The following is a 20,031-nucleotide window of genomic DNA, read 5'->3' as shown; positions in this document are numbered from 1 at the left end:
AGTTCCCGCGAACCGGTCGCGGTAGGTCTACCGCAACCCGGCCAGGCAACAAACAGAAAGGCACCCCGTGATGACGCGGGTGCCTTTTGTTTTCTCGGGCGGCCGCGTTATCCCCAGCCACCCACAAGATATCCACAGACTTATTGGCTCGTCTCAGACGATGAGACCTCGTAAGCTCATTACTTGTGCCTGCGACCTACACGGTGTCGAGCACCCCTCTTGCTACAGGGAATGTCCATGTCCTTCGTCCCCGAACGCAAATCCTCCCTTAGCGCCGTTGAGGCTTTGCGTGTACCGCCGCACTCCATCGATGCGGAGCAGGCGGTGCTGGGTGGATTGATGCTCGCGGCCGACGCGTTGGATCGCGTTGCCGACAAACTCGGCGAGCAGGATTTCTATCGCAAAGACCATCGCCTGATCTGGCGCGCGATCACCGAGCTTGCCAACAAAGGCATGCCTTGCGACGCGATCACGCTGGGCGATTGGTTCGAAGCCAACGGCCTGGCCGAGATGGTGGGCGGCGCCAGCTATCTGGTCGAACTGGCTAACACGACACCCAGCGCGGCGAACATCATTGCCTATGCCGAGATCGTGCGCGAGAAATCCGTGCTGCGCCAGCTGATCGACGCCGGCACCGCGATCACCGAAGACGGCTATCGCCCGGAAGGCAAGACAGTGCACGAGGTGCTGGAAACCGCCGAGCAGCGGGTCTTCCACATCGCTGAATCCGGCGCGCGCGGCAAGAAGGACACCGTATCCATGCGCGAGGCGGTAAAGGACGCCTTCCGCCAGTTGCACGAGCGCTACCAGAACCGCGGCCAGCTCACCGGTATCTCGACCGGCTTTAGCGACCTGGACAACCTCACGTCCGGCTTGCAGCCGTCGGACCTGATCATCGTTGCGGCGCGTCCGTCGATGGGCAAGACCGCTTTCTCGGTCAATATCGCCGAAGCTTGCGCGCTGCGTGCAAAGAAACCGGTCGCGATTTTTTCGATGGAAATGTCCGCCTCGCAGCTGGCCTTCCGTCTGATCTCATCGGTCGGGCGCATCCATGCCCAACATCTGCGCACCGGTGACCTGGCCGAAGAAGACTGGCCGCGCGTCACCAATGCCATCGCGCTCCTCTCCGAAGCGAAGATATTCATCGATGACACACCTGGCCTTTCTCCGGTGGAAATGCGTTCACGCGCGCGACGCCTGGCGCGCGAACACGGCGGACTCGGCCTGATCGTGATCGACTACCTGCAGTTGATGCAGGTGCCCGGCAACAAGGAAAACCGCGCGACGGAGATCTCGGAAATCTCGCGCTCGCTGAAGGGTTTGGCGAAAGAGCTCAATGTGCCGGTCATCGCGCTGTCGCAGTTGAACCGCTCGTTGGAACAGCGCGCAGACAAGCGACCGATGATGTCGGACTTGCGTGAATCGGGCGCTATCGAGCAGGACGCGGACGTGATCATGTTCATCTACCGCGACGAGTACTACAACAAGGAATCACCGGACAAAGGCTTGGCCGAGATCATCATCGGCAAGCAGCGTAACGGTCCTACGGATACGGTGAAATTGACCTTCCTGGGTCATTACACCAAGTTCGAAAACTACAGTCCGGACTCCTATACCGGGCATTTCTAAGCAAAGGTTGCCCTCGCATTGCCACCTGCATGCCACGACCTGATGAGGCTTAGCGGCTACCCTGTGCCTCGATGGCTTGCGCCCCTCGAAGAAGAGGCTGGGTCGCCACGATATCCACGCTCTGCCAGGAACCGCACTTCGTCCATGCAAGCATCATGAGCCGCACGACCGTCGCCACCATCCATCTCGGCGCACTGCGCCACAACCTCGCGCGCATCAAAGAGCTGGCTGCGCCGGCCAAAGTCATGGCGGTGGTGAAGGCCGATGCGTACGGCCATGGACTGGAGCGCGTCGCGCGCGCGCTGGATGGCGCAGCGGATGCTTTTGCGGTGGCATCGCTGGGCGATGGTTTGCGCTTGCGCGCGGCGGGACACCACCAGCGCATCGTGGTGTTGTCAGGTCCCGATCAGGCCGGCGATATCGCGGAAATGCAGCGGCTTGGCCTGGACGCCGCCATCCATCATGAGAGCCAGCTGCAATGGCTGTCGGAAGCATCGCCTACACGTGGCCGCCTGCGCGTGTGGTTGAAAATCGACAGCGGCATGCATCGTCTCGGCTTTGCTCCCGAGCGTGCGGCGATCGTGCATGGGCAACTGGCTGCGATGGCAGGCATCGATCCGGATATTGGCTTGATGACGCATTTCGCCGAGTCCGAAGTGTTCGATGGCGATCGCACGCGCCAGCAGATCGAGCGGTTTCAAGCCGCCACGCAACACTTGTCGGGGCCGCGTTCGCTTTCCAACTCCGCCGCGGTGCTGGGTTGGCCTGAAGCGCGCGGCGATTGGGTGCGCACTGGCGGCCTGCTTTATGGGCTATCCGTGGTGGAAGGCAAAAGCGGCGCCGACTTCGGTTTTCGCCCTGCCATGACGCTGGCCACGCGCCTGATCGCCATCAACCTGATCAAGCGCGGCGAACGCATCGGGTACAACGGTACCTGGGAATGCCCGGAAGACATGCCCGTTGGTGTTGCTGCGGTCGGTTACGGTGACGGTTATCCGCGCAGCGCCATGGCCGGCACGCCTGTGCTGGTGGCAAACAGGCGCGTACCGTTGATCGGCCGTGTGTCCATGGACCTGATTACGCTGGATCTGCGTGATGCGCCCGGCGCCAAAGTAGGCGATCGCGTTGTGCTGTGGGGACCGGAGCTGCCGGTGGAAATCGTCGCGACACGAGCCGGTACGATCAGTTATGACCTGACGTGCGGCATGACGCGCCGCGTACTGTTTGTGGAGGACGACCAGTAATCGCACGTCTCGCGGCCTGCGACCCTTGCAGGCTAAGCTCTCGCTCATCGCTTCCACGCATGCAGTGTCATGGCCAAAGCTAAAACCGCCTACGTCTGTGCCGATTGCGGTGCCGAACATTCCAAGTGGCAAGGCCAATGTGTGGAATGTGGCGCCTGGAATACGCTGTCTGAATTCGTCGTGCAGCCGGCACAGAAATCGGTCGGGGCGGCAAGGCAAAGCGGCTACGCCGGCGCCGTGAATGGCGTGGCGCGCGTGACGCCGCTGACCGACGTGCTGGTGACGGCCGAATCGCGGACGCTGACCGGTATTGGTGAACTCGATCGCGTATTGGGCGGCGGCTTGGTCGATGGCTCGGTGGTGTTGATCGGCGGTGATCCTGGCATCGGCAAATCAACATTGCTTCTGCAAATGCTCGGCAAGCTCGGCGAAAAACTGCCCAGCGTGTACGTCACCGGCGAAGAATCACTGGCACAGGTGGCATCGCGCGCACAGCGCTTGGATTTGCCATTGCAGCCATTGCATGCGCTGGCCGAGACGGGTATCGAACGCATCCTCGATCAGGTTTCCGCCACGCGGCCACGCGTGTTGGTGATCGACTCCATTCAAACGATCTGGACGGATCTGCTTACTGCAGCGCCTGGTTCGGTAAGCCAGGTGCGTGAATCCGCTGCCAAACTCACGCGATTTGCGAAGGAAACCGGTACGTCGGTTTTCCTCGTAGGGCACGTCACCAAGGAAGGTGGCATTGCAGGTCCGCGCGTACTCGAGCACATGGTCGATGCCGTGCTGTATTTCGAAGGCGAATCCGGCAGCCGCTTCCGCGTCTTGCGTGCCTTCAAGAATCGCTTCGGTGCGGTCAACGAACTGGGTGTGTTCGCGATGTCCGAGAAAGGCCTGCGCGAAGTACCCAATCCCTCCGCAATTTTTCTTTCCGCGCACAGCGGGCCGACGTCAGGCAGCGCCATCATGGTGACGCGCGAAGGTACGCGTCCCTTGCTGGTGGAAGTGCAAGCGCTGGTTGACCAATCGTCGCTGGGAAATCCGCGCCGTGTGGCGCTCGGTCTCGAGCAAAATCGTCTGGCGATGCTGTTGGCCGTCTTGCATCGGCATGGCGGTGTGGCGGCCTACGATCAGGACGTCTTCGTCAATGTCGTGGGTGGTATTCGTGTGCAGGAAACGGCTGCCGATCTGCCTGTGCTGCTAGCCGTGCTTTCATCCCTGCGTGATCGTCCATTGCCGGAAAAAGCCATTGCCTTCGGCGAGGTAGGTCTTTCTGGTGAAATTCGCCCGGTTCCCAATGGCGAAGAGCGCTTGAAGGAAGCTGCTCACCATGGTTTTCAGCGTGCGATCGTGCCGAAGGCCAATGCGCCAAAGAAAGGGCGGGTAGGCGATATGGAAGTGATCGGCGTGGAACGCTTGTCGCAAGCCATCGATGCTTGCCGTTGAGCTCAATCCACCGCGCGATGCAGGATCACTTCCAATACAAATTTTGATCCAAAGAATGCCAGTACCAGCACGCTCATGCCGATCAGCGTAAGGTTCACCGCGCTGCGGCCGCGCCAGCCGTGCCGCCAGCGGCCGTAGAGCAGGGCGCCGAATACCAGCCATGCAATGATCGATAGCACGGTCTTGTGGACCAAGTGCTGGCCGAAAAGGTTGTTCACGAACAAGATGCCGGTAAGCAGGGCTACGGTGAGCAGTGCAAAGCCGGCGCCGATCAAGCGGAACAGCAAGGATTCGGTCAGCGTCAAAGGCGGAAGAGCACTCAGCCACGGGCCGATATGGCGATGTCGCAGTGCTTTTTCCTGGATCGCGAGCAAGATCGCCATCGCTGCGGCAATCGACAGTACGCTGAAGGCAAGCAAGGCCACCGTCACGTGCAGCTTGATGTGCCAGTCCATGGAAATCGGCACCGTCGCGGGAGCGAAGAAGCTATCGACGAGCAGAAGCAGCGCGCTTAGCGGAAACACGATCACACCTAATGCCATCACCGGCCGTGTGAGGTTCACGACCAGCGTGAGCGCCGACACGACGCACGCCACCAGCGACAGCGCAGCAAAGAAGTGCAGATCGAGTGCGCCACGATGTGCGGCCAGCAACCATGCGGCGTGCGCCAAAACCGCAAAGGTGGCGATGACCAAAGCAGGGCGCGCAACCCGCACCGGTACCGTTGCGCGGCTGTCGAACAGTGGCCATGCCAACAACCCGCTGGCAAGCAGGTAGCAGGCGATGGCGAAGATGGAGAGGGCAGCGAACATGGCGTGCAAGTGTCGCACAGGGTGGTGATAGGGTGAACGCGACTGCTCCCAGTCGTCGCGCAGCGTTGCGACGACCGTCGTGGCTTCTAAGCGGACCGATGGGCGTCTGCATGGGGCAGTGCAAAGCGGGTGGTTAGTTCGACACCCCTTGGGAGCGTGGAAGATTGTTTGGTCCCGCGTCGGAAAGCCGCAGACATGGCTCTTCGCTAAGAGGCCTCCTCGCCCGGCTCTGGTATCATCGCCAGTCCATTTGCTTCACCCATTCGCCTTTATGTTCGAATCCCTCAGTCAACGCCTCTCCACCACCGTCAACCGCCTGCGTGGCCGCGGCCGGCTGACCGAGGAAAACATCCGCGAATCGCTGCGCGAAGTGCGCATTGCGCTGCTGGAGGCCGATGTGGCGTTGCCGGTGGTGCAGGCGCTGATCGAGCGCGTGAAGGTGCGCGCCGTCGGCCAGGAAGTGCTCAAGAGCCTATCGCCCGGCCAGGCGCTAGTGAAAGTGGTCAGCGATGAGCTGACCGCCGTAATGGGCACGGCCAACGCCGAACTGAACCTCGCCCAGCAACCGCCGGCCGTCGTGCTGATGGCGGGCCTGCAGGGTGCTGGTAAAACCACCACTGTGGCCAAGCTGGCGCGCTTCCTTACCGAGCGCAAGAAGAAGCGCGTCATGGTGGTGAGCTGCGACGTCTATCGTCCGGCGGCGATCGAGCAATTGCGCACTTTGGCCGAACAGGTCGAGGTGAAGTTCTTTCCTTCCGAGGCCGGCCAGAATCCGGTCGACATTGCCAAGGCGGCGATCGTTGCCGCACGCAAGGAAGTGATCGACGTGCTGCTGGTGGACACCGCCGGCCGCCTGCACGTCGACGAAGCGATGATGGCCGAGATCAAGGCGCTGCACGCCGCGATCACGCCTATCGAAACCCTGTTCGTGGTCGACTCGATGACCGGCCAGGACGCGGCCAACACCGCCAAGGCCTTTGCCGAGGCATTGCCCCTTACTGGCGTGGTGCTCACCAAGACTGACGGCGACGCCCGTGGCGGTGCGGCGCTTTCGGTGCGCTACGTCACCGGTCGGCCGATCAAGTTCCTCGGTGCGGGCGAAAAGACCGACGCGCTGGAACCGTTCTATCCGGACCGTATTGCGCAGCGCATCCTTGGCATGGGCGACGTGTTGTCGCTGGTCGAGGAGGTGGAGCGCAAGGTCGATCAGGAAAAGGCGCAGAAGCTGGCCCAGAAGGTGATCAAGGGCAAGCGCTTCGACCTCAACGACATGCGCGACCAGCTCGAACAGATGAACAACATGGGCGGTCTGGCCGGCCTGATGGACAAGCTGCCGGGCGTGTCCTCGCTGCCGGATAACGTGAAATCCAAGGTCGGCGATGGTGAGATCAAGCGCATGATTGCGATCATCAGCTCGATGACCAAGAAAGAGCGCCGCCATCCGGACCTGCTCAACGGTTCCCGCCGCGCCCGTGTGGCGCGTGGTTCCGGTACGCAGCCAGCGGATGTGAACCGCCTGCTCAAGCAGTACATGCAAATGGAAAAAATGATGTCCAAGCTCTCCAAGGGCGGCACCAAGGGCCTGCTGCGGCAGATGCGCGGCGCCATGAAGGGCATGGGCGGCATGGGTGGCGGGTTTCCGCCGATGCGTTGAGGCGAGTGAACCGCTAACCCCTTCCTTTTTCCGCGAATTTCATTAAAATGTCGCGTTTACCGCGTCCGGCCTAGGGCGTGCTTGCCGGAGACGCCGGCAACTCTGGAGCTTTCAACTATGGTCAAGATTCGTCTTTCGCGCGGCGGCGCCAAGGGCCGTCCGTTCTACCACGTCGTTGTGACCGACTCGCGCAGCGCGCGTGATGGCCGCAATATCGAGAGCGTGGGTTTCTACAACCCGGTCGCCTCGGGCAAGGACAAGCGCCTTGAGCTGAACGTTGCGCGCGTGCAGGAGTGGGTGGGCAAAGGCGCTCAGTTGAGCGACAAGGTTGCCTCCCTGTTGAAGGAAGCCGCCAAGCAGGCTGCTTGAGCATGAGTGCAGCCGGTCGACGCGTCCTGGTTGGACGCATCGTCGGGTTGTACGGCGTACAGGGCTGGGTCAAGCTCGAATCCTGGACCGAGCCCCGTGCGCAGATCTTCAAGTACCAGCCCTGGCAGCTCACCGCGCCGGGCCAGGAGAGGGAGATCAAGGGAATCGACGGTCGACCCCAAGGCAAGGGCCTCATTGCCAAGCTGCCAGGGGTGGATGACAGGGATGGCGCCACGGCACTGGTAGGGCAGGACATCTACGTCGCCCGCGAGTTGCTGCCGCCGCCCGGCAAGGATGAGTATTACTGGGTCGATCTCGAAGGCCTCGAGGTCGTCACCACCGAAGGCGTAGCATTGGGACGCGTGAGTCATCTTTTCGCGACCGGCGCCAACGATGTGGTGGTCGTAAGGGATGGCGAGCGCGAGCGGCTGGTTCCTTTCGTCCAGGGTGTGTACGTGCGTTCGGTGGATATTCCAGGCGGACGCATGGTGGTGGACTGGGATCCCGAGTTCTGAGGATCCGATGCGCATTGATGTCGTCACGCTGTTTCCGGACTTCATGCGCCAGTGCGCCGCCGTCGGTGTCGTAGGACGCGCGCAGCAGCGCGAGTTGCTGCAGGTGGAAGCCTGGAACCCGCGCGATTACGCCACCGACAATTACCGTACCGTGGATGGCCGCACTTGCGGTGGTGGTCCCGGCATGGTGATGCTGATCGAGCCTTTGCGCAAAACCCTGGCGGCGATGCGTGAGGCGGCACCCGAACCGGTGCATGTGATTTACCTCAGTCCGCAAGGAGCGCGGCTGACGCAGGACAAGGTGGAAGCGCTGGCCAAGATGCCGCGTCTGGCTTTGCTCTGTGGTCGTTACGAAGGTGTGGACGAGCGTCTGCTGGCGCACGAGGTCGACGAGGAGCTTTCCATCGGCGATTATGTGCTGTCCGGTGGCGAGTTGGGCGCCGCGGTGATCATCGACGCGGTGGGACGCCTGCAGGAGGGTGCGTTGAACGACGCGCAATCCGCCGAGCAGGATTCCTTCTCGAGCGGCTTGCTCGATTGTCCGCACTACGCAAAACCGGTGCACGATGCACTGGGCGACGTACCGGAGGTGTTGCTTTCCGGCGATCACGCGGCCATTCGCCGTTGGCGTCTGAAGCAATCGTTGGGACGAACGTGGTTGAGGCGTCCCGATTTATTGGCGCAGCGCGCGCTGGGTAAGGAATCCCGTGCGCTGTTGGATGAATTCCGCCGTGAGCATGCTCAAGCACAGCTACGGCAAAACGATGCGGCCGATGAAGACCGCAGTCATTGAACAAAGACAGGTGTTGTCATGAACAAGATCATCGAACAGTTCGAAGCCGAGCAGATCACCCGCCAGCTGCCGGAGTTCGGCCCTGGCGACACCGTGGTGGTCAACGTCAAGGTGAAGGAAGGCAACCGCGAGCGCGTGCAGGCGTTCGAGGGCGTCGTGATTGCCAAGCGCAGCCGCGGCCTGCATTCGGCCTTCACGGTGCGCAAGATCTCGCACGGCACGGGCGTGGAGCGCGTGTTCCAGGCGCATAGCCCGAGCATCGAATCGGTGCAGGTGAAGCGCAAGGGCAAGGTGCGTGGCGCCAAGCTGTATTACCTGCGCAACCTGGAAGGCAAGGCTGCTCGCATCAAGGAAGACATCGCTGCTTCCACGTCGGCCGACTGATTCCGGTCGATGCCGTAGATATAAAAAGCCCGCGGAGCGATCCGCGGGTTTTTGTTTTGCGTGACTGTTGGGTATGCGTTGCGTGTTCTGGATCTGGGGGCGTAACTCGGTAATTCCATGTGTTCAGTTGGGTTGCGCTGCGCTAACCCAACCTACGCGCGACTTGTTGGATAGTGGATGGAAATCTGCAGGCGACAGGCGGGGCTAACGGCCCGTTCGTCTCTGGAAACGGCTACACATTCGCCACAAGCGGCTGCGGTTCCTGCAGGAAGTTGCCCTGCACGAAGTCCACGCCGCAGGCAAACAACAACGAGGTACTGGCGGCATCCTCCACCCACTCGGCCACGGTCAGGCGCTTCATCTCGTGCGCCTGCTGGCAGATCTCGGTGACCTTCTTCTGGTTTTCCGGATGCTGCGGCAGATCGGCCATGAAGCTGCGGTCGATCTTCAGATAATCCGCGTCGATGTGGTTGAGCAACTGGAACGAGTTGAGACCGGAGCCAAACTGCTCCAGCGCGAATGAGCCGCCGAGTTGCTTCCATCCATTGATGAACTCCTGCGCCGGCCGCAGCATCGTTACGACCTTGCTTTCGGTCATTTCCAGCACCAGGCGGCCGTGCTTGAGGGCTGCCTGCTTTAGCGCGCGGTCCAGCCAGGGCAGCAAGTTGGCTTGCTGCTGCATGGAATCCGGCGTGAGCTTGACGAAGAAGGTGGTCGGAATGCCATGCCGGTCGCGTGCTTTCAAGGCGCTGATGGCCTGGTTGAGCACCCAGCGATCGATTTCGGCATTGAGCCCGTACTTCTCCGCGATCGGCATGAAGAAGCCTGGCGAGACTTCTCCCTGCGGGCCGTTCATGCGCAGCAGGATTTCCGAATAGTCACCCTCGGCATCCTGCAGGCTGATGGTCTGCTGGTGATACAGCGCAAACTCGTTCTGGGTGAGCGCGCGGCGCAGCAAGTTCAGCCAGTTGCGCTCGCGTTCGGCGTCGGCCTTTTCTCTCGCTGCTGGATCGTGCAATTCGCTGCGATTGCCGCCTTGCCCCTGCGCACTACGCAGCGCCTGGCCGGCCTGGTTCAGCAGCATCTCGGCGTTGGCATTCTTTTCGCCCAGCAAACTGCCGCCGATGCTGGCGGTCAAGGTGATCGACTGCGTGCCGAGATCAAAGATCTCGCTGGAGATCGCCTTTTGCAGGGTGTCGATCCAGGCCCGGATGGCCTCATCGGTTTCCGTGTGCAGGATCACGCCGACGGTGTGTTCGGCCAGCAGGCCGGCAACGTCTTCCTGTCTCAGCTGCGCGCTCACGCGATGGGCGAAGGCGGCCAGCAATTCGTCAGCCTTGCCCAAGCCGACGTTGTTGACGATGTGCGCCCAATTGTCCGGCTCGATCAGCAGCATCGTCTGGCCCTTGCGGCCTTCGCTGGCGGCGGCCACGGCGTTGTCGATGTATTCCAGCGTACGCGCACGGTTGAACAAGCCGGTGACCGGATCGCGCTGCAGTTGCTCCACCAGGGACGGATCGATTTGCTGTCGCCGGAACACGATCTGCAGGCAAGGCTCGCCTTCGAAAGTCGCATGGGCGAATTCGGCGGTAGCCGGAAAGGTGCTGCCGTCGGCGCGGCGGGCGTGCAATTCCAGGCGGTATTCGGCTTTCTCGCCTTTCGACAACGCACGCAGCAAACTCTTGAAGGCATCCGCATCGGCCGGACCAATCAAATCCAGCACCGGCAAGCCGAGCAAGTCGTCGTAGTCGGTATAGCCGAACGTATCGAGATACGAGCGGTTGGCGCGCACATGCATGCCTTCGTGCACGTAGGCGATGGGATCGTTGGAGGAATCCAGCAAGGCGTCGCAGCGTCGTTCCGACTCGCGCAGGGCCGCTTCCAGGCGTCGAACCTGACGGCGCGCGTGCAGCGATTCGAATTCGCGACGGATAACGGTAATCAGCTGCTTGGGCTGGCTGCGCGAGCCGACGCCATGCACCACGCCATCTTGAAACATGTCCGCGACGCTTTGTTCGTCGATTTTCGCGACGCAAGCGATCAGCGCGATATCGCGGGCGCTGGCATCGATCAGCTGGCCCACTTGACGCAACGACAGCCCGCCGACGTTGGGGTTGTACAAGACCACGTCGGGACCGATTTCCTCCAGCGCTGTGTGGATCTGTTCGGGGGTGGTGGCCCGCGCTGGGCGAACGGCAATGCCTGCGTTACGCAACAAGGTATTGATGTGTTCCGCGTCCTCGACCGAATTCTCGATAAAGAGGATCTTGATGACGGAGTCTGTCTTCATGGGCGCGTCGTGCTTTCCTTCGATAGGGGCTGCTCGCGCGGAAGGCATCCGAGGGCAAGCCGGCACTCAATATAGGGTGTTTTAACGGATTCCTTGCAGACCTGCCAGCGTCAATGCGTGCATTGGTGACGAAGCGCAGGCATACGGTTGTCCCTCACCTGTTTTTCGTCAAGGGCATGCAGCTGGCATGGCCCATCAGGACAGTCAAAGCGGCCGCTTCGACGGATCGCCTCCCACCTCGCGCACCAGCTTGGGCACCAGGTACCCGGGCAGACGGCCGCGCATGCATTCGATCAGCACTTGCGCCTGGGTATCGGTTACCTCGAAATGCGCTGCGCCCTGGACGCGATCGAGCTGATGCAGGTAATAGGGCAGCACACCCGCAACGAACATGCGTTCCGACAGCCCTATCAGCGTATCGGCATCATCGTTGATTCCCTTGAGCAGCACGGCCTGGTTGAGCAGCGTCGTGCCGGCGTCGCGCAGGCGTGCGCACGCCTCATCCACGGTGTCGTCGAACTCGTTGGCGTGATTGGCATGCAGGACCACCACCTTTTGCAGAGGCAGTGCCTTTAGCCACTCGACGAAAGACGTGTCGATGCGTTCCGGGAGCACCACCGGCAGGCGGGTATGGATGCGCAACCGCGTGACGTGCGGGATATCCGCCAGCCCGCGGCTAAGCTCTTCCAGCTTGCCAGTGGCCAGCGCGAGCGGGTCGCCGCCGGACAGAATCAGCTCGCTGATCGACGCATCCTGGCGAACGTGTTCCAACGCCTGATGCCATTGACCGGCCGCGGCCATCTCATCGCCATAAGGGAAATGACGTCGAAAGCAGTACCGGCAATTCACCGCGCAGCTGCCGCTGGCGATCAGCAATGCACGCCCCTGATATTTATGCAGCATGCCCTTGGCGGAGCGGGCCGCCATATCGCCCACGGCGTCCGTGCTGAAGCCGGGCATCCGTTGCGTTTCGGCCAACTGCGGCAGCACCTGCAGCAGCAACGGATCGCGGGCGTCGCCCCTGCGCATGCGGGCGACAAAACCACGGGGTGCGCGCAGCGGGAAGCCGGCATCCTCGACGGGCAGGGTATCGGCAAGCTGTTCCAGCCCTACCAGGGCCAATAATTCGCGCGCATCGGTAATGGCTTCGCGCCATAGCGTGCGCCAGTCGGGCTCGGGCGGTGATAGGCGGGCAGCTTGGCTTGCGGTTATCATAGTGAGTCTTGAACCGGGATCAGGCCCGGGAAACGCCTATTCTAGCTGCCTGTCGGCGGCATCACATCTGGAGCACACAGCGCATGGCCACCGTCGGTCTCAACGACGTCAAGAAGGGTATGAAGATCCTTCACAACAATGACCCGTGGGTCATCACCGACGCCGATTTCATCAAGCCCGGCAAAGGTCAGGCGTTTACCCGCATCTTCATCCGCAATCTGAAGAACGGTCGCACCACCGAGCAGACGATGAAGTCCAGCGACAGCTTCGAAGTCGCCGACGTGGTCGATACCGACATGCAGTATCTGTACTCCGATGGCGAATTCTGGCATTTCATGCATCAGGAAAGCTTCGAGCAGCATCAGGCCAGCAAGGTTGGCATGGGTGACGCTGCAAAGTGGCTCAAGGGCGAGGAAGAATGCGTGGTCACGCTGTTCAACGGCGAGATCATCGCCGTGCAGCCGCCGAACTTTGTCGAACTGAAGATCACCGAGACCGATCCGGGCCTGCGCGGCGACACCTCGGGTGGCGGCGGCAAGCCGGCCACGCTGGAAACCGGCGCTGTGGTCCGCGTGCCGTTGTTCGTCAGCACGGACGAAGTCATCAAGGTCGACACCCGCACCGGCGAGTACGTCAGCCGCGTCGGCAAGTGACGTACTGGCCCGCAACGTAGGCTGGGTTAGCGCAGCGTAACCCAGCATCATCGAAGCGCCACAGTTGGCTTAGGCTGCGCCAACCCCCCTGCCGACGGCGTTTCAGCCAAGTCATAAACGAAAACACCGGGGCGGTACATCGTAAGATGTACCGCCCCGTTTCATATCCCCACATAAAGAATCCCCATGACGAGCCAGACCGCGCCGCAGCCTGTGGATGTACTCATTGAAGCCCGCTGGGTGGTGCCGGTCGAACCGCGTGGCGTGGTGCTGGAACACCATGCGGTGGCGATTCATGCCGATCGCATCGTGGCCATCCTGCCGATTGCCGAAGCGCGCCATGCCTATGCGCCGCGCGAGCGGGTCGAGCTGGGCGAACACGTGCTGATCCCCGGTCTGATCAATACGCACGCACACAATCCCATGACGTTGATGCGCGGTCTCGCTGACGACCTGCCGCTGATGGTCTGGTTGCAGCAACACATCTGGCCGGTCGAGGCGAAGGTGATCGGCCCCGAGTTCGTGCGCGATGGCGTGGAACTGGCCATCGCCGAGATGCTGCGCGGCGGCACTACATGCGCCAACGAAAACTATTTCTTTCCGGATGCCATCGGCGCGATGTACCGCAAGCATGGCTTCCGCGCCGTCATCGCCTTGCCGGTGATTCAATTCCCCACCGCTTGGGCGCGCACGCAGGACGAATACTTCGAGCGTGCCGGCGAAACGCATGACAGCTTCCGCAACGATCCGCTGATCCGCACCGCCTTCGGTCCACATGCGCCGTACACGGTGTCTGACGAATCCTTCGAGCGCATCCGTATGCTGGCCGATCAGCTTGATATCCCCGTGCATCTGCATCTGCACGAAACAGCGCACGAGGTGGAGGAGGAGCGCAAGAAAAGCGGCCTGCGTCCGTTCCAGCGCCTGCAGAAGCTGGGCTTGATCAACGACCGCCTGATCGCCGTCCACATGACGCAACTTACCGACGGCGAAATCGCCGCCTGCGCCGAAGCCGGCGTATCGGTAGTGCATTGCCCGGAATCCAATCTGAAACTGGCTTCCGGTTTCTGCCCGGCGGAAAAACTGCGCAAAGCCGGCGTGAACGTCGCGTTGGGTACCGATGGCACTGCCTCCAACAATGACTTGGACATGTTCGGCGAAATGCGCACCGCCGCTTTGCTCGCCAAAGCGGTAGCCGAAGACGCGGCAGCGTTCGATGCCGAATATGCGCTGCGCACCGCCACCATCCAGGCCGCCAAGGCGCTGGGTCTGGATGCGGAAATCGGCTCCATCGAAGCCGGCAAGCAAGCAGACTTGGCAGCGGTTCGATTGAGCGATCTGGAAACGCAGCCGTTGTTCCACATCGTGTCCCAGCTCATCTATGCCACTGGCCGCCACCAAGTCACCGACGTATGGATTGCCGGCAAGCGCAAACTCGCTGCCCGCGAACTGGTAGATATGGATCTCGATGGCATCATGGGGCGTACGCATGCATGGCGCGAGCGCATCGCGGCACTGGATCCGGTATGACACGTTTTCTCGTCATGCTGATGCGCAGGCCGCACGTCGATCCGGCGGTGATACCGCTGCATCACGCGTTTCTGGCCACCTTGCGCGAACAGGGGCGCAATGAGATGTCCGGCCCGTTTGCAGACCGTTCCGGCGGTGCCTATCTGCTACGTGCAGCGTCCATGGAAGAGGCCTTGGCAATCGCTCACAGCGACCCGGCGCATACTAGCGGCGGTTGGGATGTCACGGTTTACGAATGGAACACCCACTAAACACCGGATTCATGGGAGTTGTTCGTCATGCAAGCCACGCAAAACGTCAGTCATAAAGAAATTGCGCGCTTCGACAAACTGGCCTCGCGCTGGTGGGATCCGGATGGCGAATCACGCCCATTGCACGATCTCAATCCGGTGCGGATGGACTATGTCGCATCGCGTGTGGCCTTGCGTGATGCGCGTGTCGCCGACGTGGGTTGTGGCGGGGGGCTGTTGAGTGAAGCGCTCGCGCGCGCCGGTGCCGACGTGGTCGGTATCGACATGGGCTTGAAGGTTATCGAGATCGCTCGGCTGCATCTGCACGAGTCGAACGTGAACGTCGACTACCGCAAGCAATCCTCCGCGGAACTCGCCGCGGCTGAGCCGGCCAGCTTCGATGCCGTGTGCTGCATGGAACTGATCGAACACGTTCCCGATCCTGCTGCACTCGTGCACGATCTGGCTGCCATGCTGAAGCCGGGCGCAAGGCTGTTCATGTCCACGCTCAACCGTACACCGGCTTCGTTTGGCGCGGCCATCATTGGCGCGGAATACATCGCGCGCCTGTTGCCACGCGGTACGCATCACTACGCACAATTCCTCAAACCTTCAGAACTCGCACGCTTGCTGCGGCACGAGGGCCTGGAGCTGGAAGACATCAGCGGCCTGGGCTACAACCCGATCACGCGCAAGGCATGGCTAAGCCGCATCACCGCCGTCAACTATCTCGTCTGCGCACGTAAACCCGCATGAAGCCACTGCCCGCATCGACCCAAGGCGTGTTGTTCGATCTGGACGGCACTTTGCTGGACAGCGCACCAGATCTGCATGCTGCGCTGGCTGTTTATTGCAATGAAGTGGGCGCATCCGTTCCTTCGTACGCAGCGGTGCGCACCGTGGTGTCGCGCGGTTCGCGCGCTATCCTGCGCTGTGCGTTTGATGAAAGCGACGATGCGCTGCTTGAGCGCATGCCCCGCTATCTGGAGCTTTACCACAGCATGATGTCGCGCCATACGCGTCCCTTCGAAGGCGTCGATGCACTGCTCGATACACTCCAGGCGCATGGCATTGCCTGGGGCATCGTCACCAACAAGCCGGGCTATCTCACCGATGATCTGGTGAAGCAGATCGGCTGGGGCGAACACGTGTGCGCAGTGATATCGGGCGATACGTTGCCGGTGCGCAAACCCGACCCGGCCCCTGTGTTGCTGGCATGCGAACGTGCTGCGCTGGAGCCGGCGCACTGCCTTTTTGTTGGCGACGATCGCCGCGACGTGCAGGCGGGACACGCCGCCGGCCTCTACACCGTAGCCGTGCAATGGGGCTATCTCGATGGCGGCGATCCACATACCTGGGGCGCCGACTCGGTGGTGGAGCACCCGCGTGACTTGACCGAGTTGCTCAAGTTGAAGGTTCCGGCGTGAGCGAAGAGGTTGCCCTGCACGGCGCGCTGCAAAGCTACGTCGACAAATGGCTGGCCGTGCAACCGCAGCAGCGCACCGCGCTGGTGTTCGTGGATCCGGCTAAATATCCGGGCCACATCGCGCTGGCGGCGTGGGAGCAAGCGTTGCTATCGGCCGCCTACGGCATTCGCGAACCGCATGTCGCTGCCACCAAGCTCCATTGGTGGGCGGAGGAATTGAGCGGTGCCGCAGCCAGCGGTGGCAGGCATCCGCTGACCCGCGTGTTGTTCGATGACGAGCGTGCCCATGCGATGCCGGCCGAACGCTGGCTGGCCCCGGTGCTGGCCGCGATGGCGCAACTGGAAGAGGGCACGGCGGTGGATTTCACCGCGCAGCTCAATGCGGCCTCTGCCTTGCATGGCGCGCTGGCTGCACTGGAAACCGCCTGGTGGTATGGCGAAGCCGCTTCGCCGGAACGCGCCGCGCGCTTGGCCACCTTGAATCACCTGTTGTTTGCCCTGCGTCGTCTGCAAGAGGATGCGGAACGCGATCGCCTGCCATTGCCCATGGCGCGGTTGGCTCGTTTCGGCCTGAGCCGCACCGGTTTGCGTCAGCACAGTGAGGCGCGTGATCAGGCCATCAAGGCTCAGCTGGACGATCTGCGCTCGGCCTGGAGCGAGGCGACTCGTCTCGATGGTCCTCTCAGCGTTTTCCGGGCGCTGGAGGCCGGCGAGGGTGAGCGGCTGGTGCGCCGGGCCGCGCACGCCGGCGAGCCCTTGAATGCGTTGCAAAAAGGTACGCCGGACAGGGGCTTCATGGCGACCATGCGCGCCTGGCGGGCGGCGCAGCGATGGCAGCAGCAGGTGAGCGGCTAAGCGCGATAGACGCACCGTTTCCGAAGCAAGGCCTGTTGCGACGCGGCAAGCTGCCCCAAGATTAGCGCCGTGACAGCCTTGTACAGCGCCTCCGTAAAGCGGGGTGATTGAGGAGCTCCCATGCACACCCATGAAAACACCGTTCGCCTGATGCCCGACGTTGCCACCCAGGCACAGCCGCATCTGGCCGGCGCGCTGGATTGGGTCGGCATGGACGGTATCGAGGTGCCCGTGCTGTTCGATGCCGGCGATGGCGCGGCCCAGCGTTCCAGCGCGCAGGTGGGTGCTTTCGTCAATCTCACCCGGCCCGACAAGCGCGGTATCCACATGTCGCGCTTGTATCTGCTGGTGGATGAATACCTGAGCGCCAAGCCGGTCGATGCCGGCATGCTGGAATCCTTGCTGCACGCCTTCCTGGAATCGCATCAGGAACTGGCTGATCGTGCGCGCATCAGCATTCGCTTTGATCAACTCGTGCGCCGCGCTGCTCTGCGTAGCAGTAATAGCGGTTGGCGCGCGTACCCGGTTTCGATTGAAGCCAGTCTTTGCGAAGACGGTTTTCGTCTGGAGCTGGGAACGGAAGTGGTTTACTCCTCGACTTGCCCCGCATCAGCCGCGCTATCGAGACAGCTGATCCAGGAGCAATTCGCCAAGGATTTCGACGCGAACAAGCCGCTGGATCACGCCGCCGTGCTGGCGTGGCTGGGTAACGAAAAAGGCATCGTAGCGACGCCGCATGCGCAGCGCAGCGTGGCGCGCCTGCTGGTGCGCTTTGTCGAGGGCGCGCCACTGAATCTCATCAGCCTGCTCGATCGCGTCGAACAGTCCTTGGGCACGCCGGTGCAGACCGCGGTAAAGCGCGAAGACGAGCAGGCGTTCGCCCTCGCCAATGGTGGCAACCTGATGTTCTGCGAGGACGCTGCGCGCCGCATCCAGCACGCGCTCGACACGGACGATCGCATCGCTGACTTCCACGTGCGCCTCGAACACCAGGAAAGCCTGCATCCGCACGATGCCGTGGCCTACGCCAGCAAAGGCGTGGCCGGTGGTTACGGCAACGGGCGCGGCTGATGCAACGCCGGTACACGCGCGGTTGTTATCATCCGCGTGTCCGCAGATGAGGAAAAACCTATGAAGATCCGCTACGGAATGCTCCTGGCCGGCGCGTGTTTAATGGCCGGTTGCAGCTGGATGCCGCACTTCGGCAAGCACAAGGCGCCGCCGCCGCAGCAGACGCTGATGAAGTCGTTGACCGGCGAAGTCGACTATCACCTCGCGCACGACCTGCCGTCCGATGCTTATCTCCTCGTCACGCTCGATCGGCACGATGCGCCCGCAGGCGTGATTGCGACTGACCGCATTGCGCCGATCGGCGCGTCGCCGGTGTCGTTCGTGTTGAGCTACGAGCCGAGTGATGTGGCCAACGGCACGGATTTCCGGGTGTCGGCGAGCATCAAGCAGGGTGATCGCACCTTGGCGACCAGCGATACGCAGGCCAGGGTGCTTGGCGATTCGGGCAACGATGGTCCGGTGTTGGTAACGATTTCCGAGCTGCACTGATGGCTGCCTGCGTCATGCCCGCATGCGGGCATGGCGCAGGCCTAAACGGCTTCAGCGATCAAATGCCAGGCGCTCGCCGCGCACGCTTTCGTCCAGGCGCGTGCCGTCCCACACGCGTCGCCCGTTGACGAACGTCGACGCAATGGAATGACTGAAGGTGTAGCCCTCGAAGGGTGACCAGCCGCATTTCGACAGCACTTCCTCGCGACGCACGGTATGCGGCTTGCGTGGATCGACCAGCACCAGGTCGGCTGCATAGCCTTCGCGCAGAAAACCGCGTTCGTGCACGCTGAACAGCGTCGCCGGCGCATGGCTGACGGCTTCCACCACGCGTTCCAGCGTGAGCTTGCCTTCGGTCACGCGCTGCAAGGCCGCTTGCAGCGCAAATTGCACCAGCGGCAGGCCGGAAGGGGCCTTGTCATACAGCTGTGCCTTTTCTTCCAGCAGATGCGGTGCGTGGTCGGTGGCGAGCACGTCGATGCGGCTTTCCGCCACGGCCTTGGTGATCGCCTCGCGATCCGCAGCCGTCTTGATGGCGGGATTGCACTTGATCAGGAAGCCCAGCCGCTCGTAATCCTCGTCGCTGAAGTGCAGGAAGTGCACGCAGGTTTCTGCCGTGATCTGCTTGCCCTTGAGTGGGCCGGGCTGGAACAAGGCCAGTTCGTCGGCGGTGGAGATATGCAGCACGTGCAGCCGCGTGCCGTGCTTTTGCGCCAGCGAGATCGCCAGCCGGGTGGACTTGATGCAAGCCTCGCGCGAGCGGATCAGCGGATGCTCGCGTGCCGGAATGTCGTCGCCGTATTTTTCGCGCGCCTTGGCATGCAACGCGTCGATCATCGGCGTGTCTTCGCAATGCGTGATGATCGGCGTGGGCGCTTCGCGGAAGATGCCGTCCAGCGTGTCGGGGTTGTCCACCAGCATGTTGCCGGTGGAGGCGCCCATGAATACCTTGATGCCTGGTGCGGCTTTGGGGTCGAGCGTGCGGATCGCTTCCAGATTGTCGTTGCTGGCGCCGAGGTAGAACGCGTAGTTCACCGCCGAGGTTTCCGCCGCGCGCGCGTACTTGGCTTCCAGCGATTCTCGGTCCAGCGCCGGCGGCTTGGTGTTGGGCATCTCCATGAAGCTGGTGATGCCGCCCGCGGCGCAGGCGCGCGATTCGTGCGCGATATCGGCTTTGTGCGTAAGGCCTGGTTCGCGAAAGTGCACTTGGTCATCGACCATGCCGGGCAGCAGCCAAAGGCCGGTGGCATCGATCACCTGCTCGCCCGGGCGAGCGTTCAAGCTGTCGCCGATGGCATCGATGCGGCCGTGCTTGACGCGCAGGTCGGCGTGGAAGCGGCGACCTTCATTGACCAGTTCGGCGTTCTTGATCAGCCAATCGGTGGACATGCGAACTCCTCAGCAAAAGGGAAAGGCAGTGGAC

The 20,031-nt window shown here is 62.1% G+C and carries 20 protein-coding genes; 16 read left to right on the top strand and 4 right to left on the bottom strand.

The annotated features are described in order from the left end of the window. Positions 1-237: 237 nt before the first annotated feature. The 3 genes from VJR68_RS12815 (at position 238) to radA (ending at position 4,322) form a co-directional block, all read left to right on the top strand. A complete protein-coding gene (locus VJR68_RS12815) occupies positions 238-1,629 on the top strand; it encodes a replicative DNA helicase (RefSeq protein ID WP_324148164.1) in 1,392 nt (463 codons plus the stop codon). A gap of 155 nt (positions 1,630-1,784) precedes the next feature. Beyond that, positions 1,785-2,873, top strand: coding sequence for an alanine racemase (gene alr / locus VJR68_RS12810; RefSeq protein ID WP_324148162.1), 1,089 nt, complete (start codon positions 1,785-1,787; stop codon positions 2,871-2,873). Between the two features lie 69 nt (positions 2,874-2,942). Next, positions 2,943-4,322, top strand: coding sequence for a DNA repair protein RadA (gene radA, locus VJR68_RS12805; RefSeq protein ID WP_324148160.1), 1,380 nt, complete (start codon positions 2,943-2,945; stop codon positions 4,320-4,322). Positions 4,323-4,324: 2 nt separating this feature from the next. Here radA and VJR68_RS12800 read toward each other — a convergent pair whose 3' ends face one another. Further along, the gene (locus VJR68_RS12800; RefSeq protein WP_324148157.1) at positions 4,325-5,134 is read right to left on the bottom strand and encodes a cytochrome C assembly family protein; all 810 of its coding nucleotides are present in this window, start codon (positions 5,132-5,134) and stop codon (positions 4,325-4,327) included. 271 nt (positions 5,135-5,405) lie between these two features. On the opposite strand from VJR68_RS12800, the gene ffh reads away from it, so the two are divergent. The 5 genes from ffh (at position 5,406) to rplS (ending at position 8,849) form a co-directional block, all read left to right on the top strand. Next, positions 5,406-6,788 carry a signal recognition particle protein gene (gene ffh / locus VJR68_RS12795; protein ID WP_324148155.1) on the top strand — a complete coding sequence of 461 codons (1,383 nt, stop codon included), beginning with the start codon at positions 5,406-5,408 and terminating at the stop codon, positions 6,786-6,788. Between the two features lie 117 nt (positions 6,789-6,905). After that, complete coding sequence (rpsP, locus tag VJR68_RS12790) at positions 6,906-7,157, top strand: 30S ribosomal protein S16 (protein ID WP_324148153.1); 252 nt, start codon at positions 6,906-6,908, stop codon at positions 7,155-7,157. Between the two features lie 2 nt (positions 7,158-7,159). Next, positions 7,160-7,672: a ribosome maturation factor RimM gene (gene rimM / locus VJR68_RS12785; protein WP_324148169.1), complete on the top strand. Its 513-nt coding sequence runs from the start codon at positions 7,160-7,162 to the stop codon at positions 7,670-7,672. Positions 7,673-7,679: 7 nt separating this feature from the next. Further along, positions 7,680-8,465: a tRNA (guanosine(37)-N1)-methyltransferase TrmD gene (gene trmD / locus VJR68_RS12780; RefSeq protein WP_324148151.1), complete on the top strand. Its 786-nt coding sequence runs from the start codon at positions 7,680-7,682 to the stop codon at positions 8,463-8,465. Positions 8,466-8,483: 18 nt separating this feature from the next. Then, the gene (gene rplS, locus VJR68_RS12775) at positions 8,484-8,849 is read left to right on the top strand and encodes a 50S ribosomal protein L19 (protein WP_126685840.1); all 366 of its coding nucleotides are present in this window, start codon (positions 8,484-8,486) and stop codon (positions 8,847-8,849) included. 232 nt (positions 8,850-9,081) lie between these two features. Here rplS and VJR68_RS12770 read toward each other — a convergent pair whose 3' ends face one another. Then, positions 9,082-11,139, bottom strand: coding sequence for an EAL domain-containing response regulator (locus VJR68_RS12770; protein WP_324148149.1), 2,058 nt, complete (start codon positions 11,137-11,139; stop codon positions 9,082-9,084). Between the two features lie 204 nt (positions 11,140-11,343). Continuing rightward, positions 11,344-12,354, bottom strand: coding sequence for an EF-P beta-lysylation protein EpmB (gene epmB / locus VJR68_RS12765; RefSeq protein ID WP_324148147.1), 1,011 nt, complete (start codon positions 12,352-12,354; stop codon positions 11,344-11,346). Between the two features lie 83 nt (positions 12,355-12,437). Here epmB and efp point away from each other — a divergent pair, with 83 nt between their 5' ends. From efp to VJR68_RS12725, 8 genes are all read left to right on the top strand, one after another. Further along, the gene (gene efp / locus VJR68_RS12760) at positions 12,438-13,007 is read left to right on the top strand and encodes an elongation factor P (protein WP_324148145.1); all 570 of its coding nucleotides are present in this window, start codon (positions 12,438-12,440) and stop codon (positions 13,005-13,007) included. 186 nt (positions 13,008-13,193) lie between these two features. Further along, on the top strand, positions 13,194-14,537 hold the full coding sequence (locus VJR68_RS12755) for a TRZ/ATZ family hydrolase (protein ID WP_324148143.1): 1,344 nt from the start codon (positions 13,194-13,196) through the stop codon (positions 14,535-14,537). Further along, on the top strand, positions 14,534-14,788 hold the full coding sequence (locus VJR68_RS12750; protein ID WP_324148141.1) for a YciI family protein: 255 nt from the start codon (positions 14,534-14,536) through the stop codon (positions 14,786-14,788). The genes VJR68_RS12755 and VJR68_RS12750 overlap by 4 nt, the downstream gene beginning before the upstream one ends. A gap of 27 nt (positions 14,789-14,815) precedes the next feature. After that, positions 14,816-15,523: a bifunctional 2-polyprenyl-6-hydroxyphenol methylase/3-demethylubiquinol 3-O-methyltransferase UbiG gene (gene ubiG / locus VJR68_RS12745; RefSeq protein WP_324148139.1), complete on the top strand. Its 708-nt coding sequence runs from the start codon at positions 14,816-14,818 to the stop codon at positions 15,521-15,523. After that, entirely contained in the window at positions 15,520-16,194 is a 675-nt protein-coding gene (gene gph / locus VJR68_RS12740; RefSeq protein ID WP_324148137.1) for a phosphoglycolate phosphatase, read from the top strand. The genes ubiG and gph overlap by 4 nt, the downstream gene beginning before the upstream one ends. Beyond that, positions 16,191-17,048 (top strand): squalene/phytoene synthase family protein, encoded by an 858-nt coding sequence (locus VJR68_RS12735; RefSeq protein ID WP_324148135.1) that lies wholly within the window; start codon positions 16,191-16,193, stop codon positions 17,046-17,048. The genes gph and VJR68_RS12735 overlap by 4 nt, the downstream gene beginning before the upstream one ends. A 120-nt stretch (positions 17,049-17,168) precedes the next feature. Continuing rightward, on the top strand, positions 17,169-18,119 hold the full coding sequence (folE2, locus tag VJR68_RS12730) for a GTP cyclohydrolase FolE2 (RefSeq protein WP_324148133.1): 951 nt from the start codon (positions 17,169-17,171) through the stop codon (positions 18,117-18,119). 60 nt (positions 18,120-18,179) lie between these two features. Next, a complete protein-coding gene (locus VJR68_RS12725) occupies positions 18,180-18,608 on the top strand; it encodes a YbaY family lipoprotein (RefSeq protein WP_324148131.1) in 429 nt (142 codons plus the stop codon). Between the two features lie 51 nt (positions 18,609-18,659). On the opposite strand, the gene VJR68_RS12720 is transcribed toward VJR68_RS12725, so the two are convergent. Next, positions 18,660-19,997 carry a dihydroorotase gene (locus VJR68_RS12720; protein WP_324148129.1) on the bottom strand — a complete coding sequence of 446 codons (1,338 nt, stop codon included), beginning with the start codon at positions 19,995-19,997 and terminating at the stop codon, positions 18,660-18,662. Positions 19,998-20,031 lie beyond the last annotated feature (34 nt).

Source organism: Dyella sp., from assembly GCF_035277725.1.
Classification (GTDB): domain Bacteria; phylum Pseudomonadota; class Gammaproteobacteria; order Xanthomonadales; family Rhodanobacteraceae; genus Dyella_B.
The sequence above is the reverse complement of the archived record's forward strand: the minus strand, read 5'-3'. Positions and strand labels throughout refer to the sequence as shown.

Excerpts from the sequence above, each read along its gene's own strand:
- VJR68_RS12815 (WP_324148164.1), top strand. The coding sequence starts at position 238 with ATGTCCTTCGTCCCCGAACGCAAATCCTCCCTTAGCGCCGTTGAGGCT.
- alr (WP_324148162.1), top strand. The coding sequence starts at position 1,785 with ATGAGCCGCACGACCGTCGCCACCATCCATCTCGGCGCACTGCGCCAC.
- radA (WP_324148160.1), top strand. The coding sequence starts at position 2,943 with ATGGCCAAAGCTAAAACCGCCTACGTCTGTGCCGATTGCGGTGCCGAA.
- VJR68_RS12800 (WP_324148157.1), bottom strand. The coding sequence starts at position 5,134 with ATGTTCGCTGCCCTCTCCATCTTCGCCATCGCCTGCTACCTGCTTGCC.
- ffh (WP_324148155.1), top strand. The coding sequence starts at position 5,406 with ATGTTCGAATCCCTCAGTCAACGCCTCTCCACCACCGTCAACCGCCTG.
- rpsP (WP_324148153.1), top strand. The coding sequence starts at position 6,906 with ATGGTCAAGATTCGTCTTTCGCGCGGCGGCGCCAAGGGCCGTCCGTTC.
- rimM (WP_324148169.1), top strand. The coding sequence starts at position 7,160 with ATGAGTGCAGCCGGTCGACGCGTCCTGGTTGGACGCATCGTCGGGTTG.
- trmD (WP_324148151.1), top strand. The coding sequence starts at position 7,680 with ATGCGCATTGATGTCGTCACGCTGTTTCCGGACTTCATGCGCCAGTGC.
- rplS (WP_126685840.1), top strand. The coding sequence starts at position 8,484 with ATGAACAAGATCATCGAACAGTTCGAAGCCGAGCAGATCACCCGCCAG.
- VJR68_RS12770 (WP_324148149.1), bottom strand. The coding sequence starts at position 11,139 with ATGAAGACAGACTCCGTCATCAAGATCCTCTTTATCGAGAATTCGGTC.
- epmB (WP_324148147.1), bottom strand. The coding sequence starts at position 12,354 with ATGATAACCGCAAGCCAAGCTGCCCGCCTATCACCGCCCGAGCCCGAC.
- efp (WP_324148145.1), top strand. The coding sequence starts at position 12,438 with ATGGCCACCGTCGGTCTCAACGACGTCAAGAAGGGTATGAAGATCCTT.
- VJR68_RS12755 (WP_324148143.1), top strand. The coding sequence starts at position 13,194 with ATGACGAGCCAGACCGCGCCGCAGCCTGTGGATGTACTCATTGAAGCC.
- VJR68_RS12750 (WP_324148141.1), top strand. The coding sequence starts at position 14,534 with ATGACACGTTTTCTCGTCATGCTGATGCGCAGGCCGCACGTCGATCCG.
- ubiG (WP_324148139.1), top strand. The coding sequence starts at position 14,816 with ATGCAAGCCACGCAAAACGTCAGTCATAAAGAAATTGCGCGCTTCGAC.
- gph (WP_324148137.1), top strand. The coding sequence starts at position 15,520 with ATGAAGCCACTGCCCGCATCGACCCAAGGCGTGTTGTTCGATCTGGAC.
- folE2 (WP_324148133.1), top strand. The coding sequence starts at position 17,169 with ATGCACACCCATGAAAACACCGTTCGCCTGATGCCCGACGTTGCCACC.
- VJR68_RS12725 (WP_324148131.1), top strand. The coding sequence starts at position 18,180 with ATGAAGATCCGCTACGGAATGCTCCTGGCCGGCGCGTGTTTAATGGCC.
- VJR68_RS12720 (WP_324148129.1), bottom strand. The coding sequence starts at position 19,997 with ATGTCCACCGATTGGCTGATCAAGAACGCCGAACTGGTCAATGAAGGT.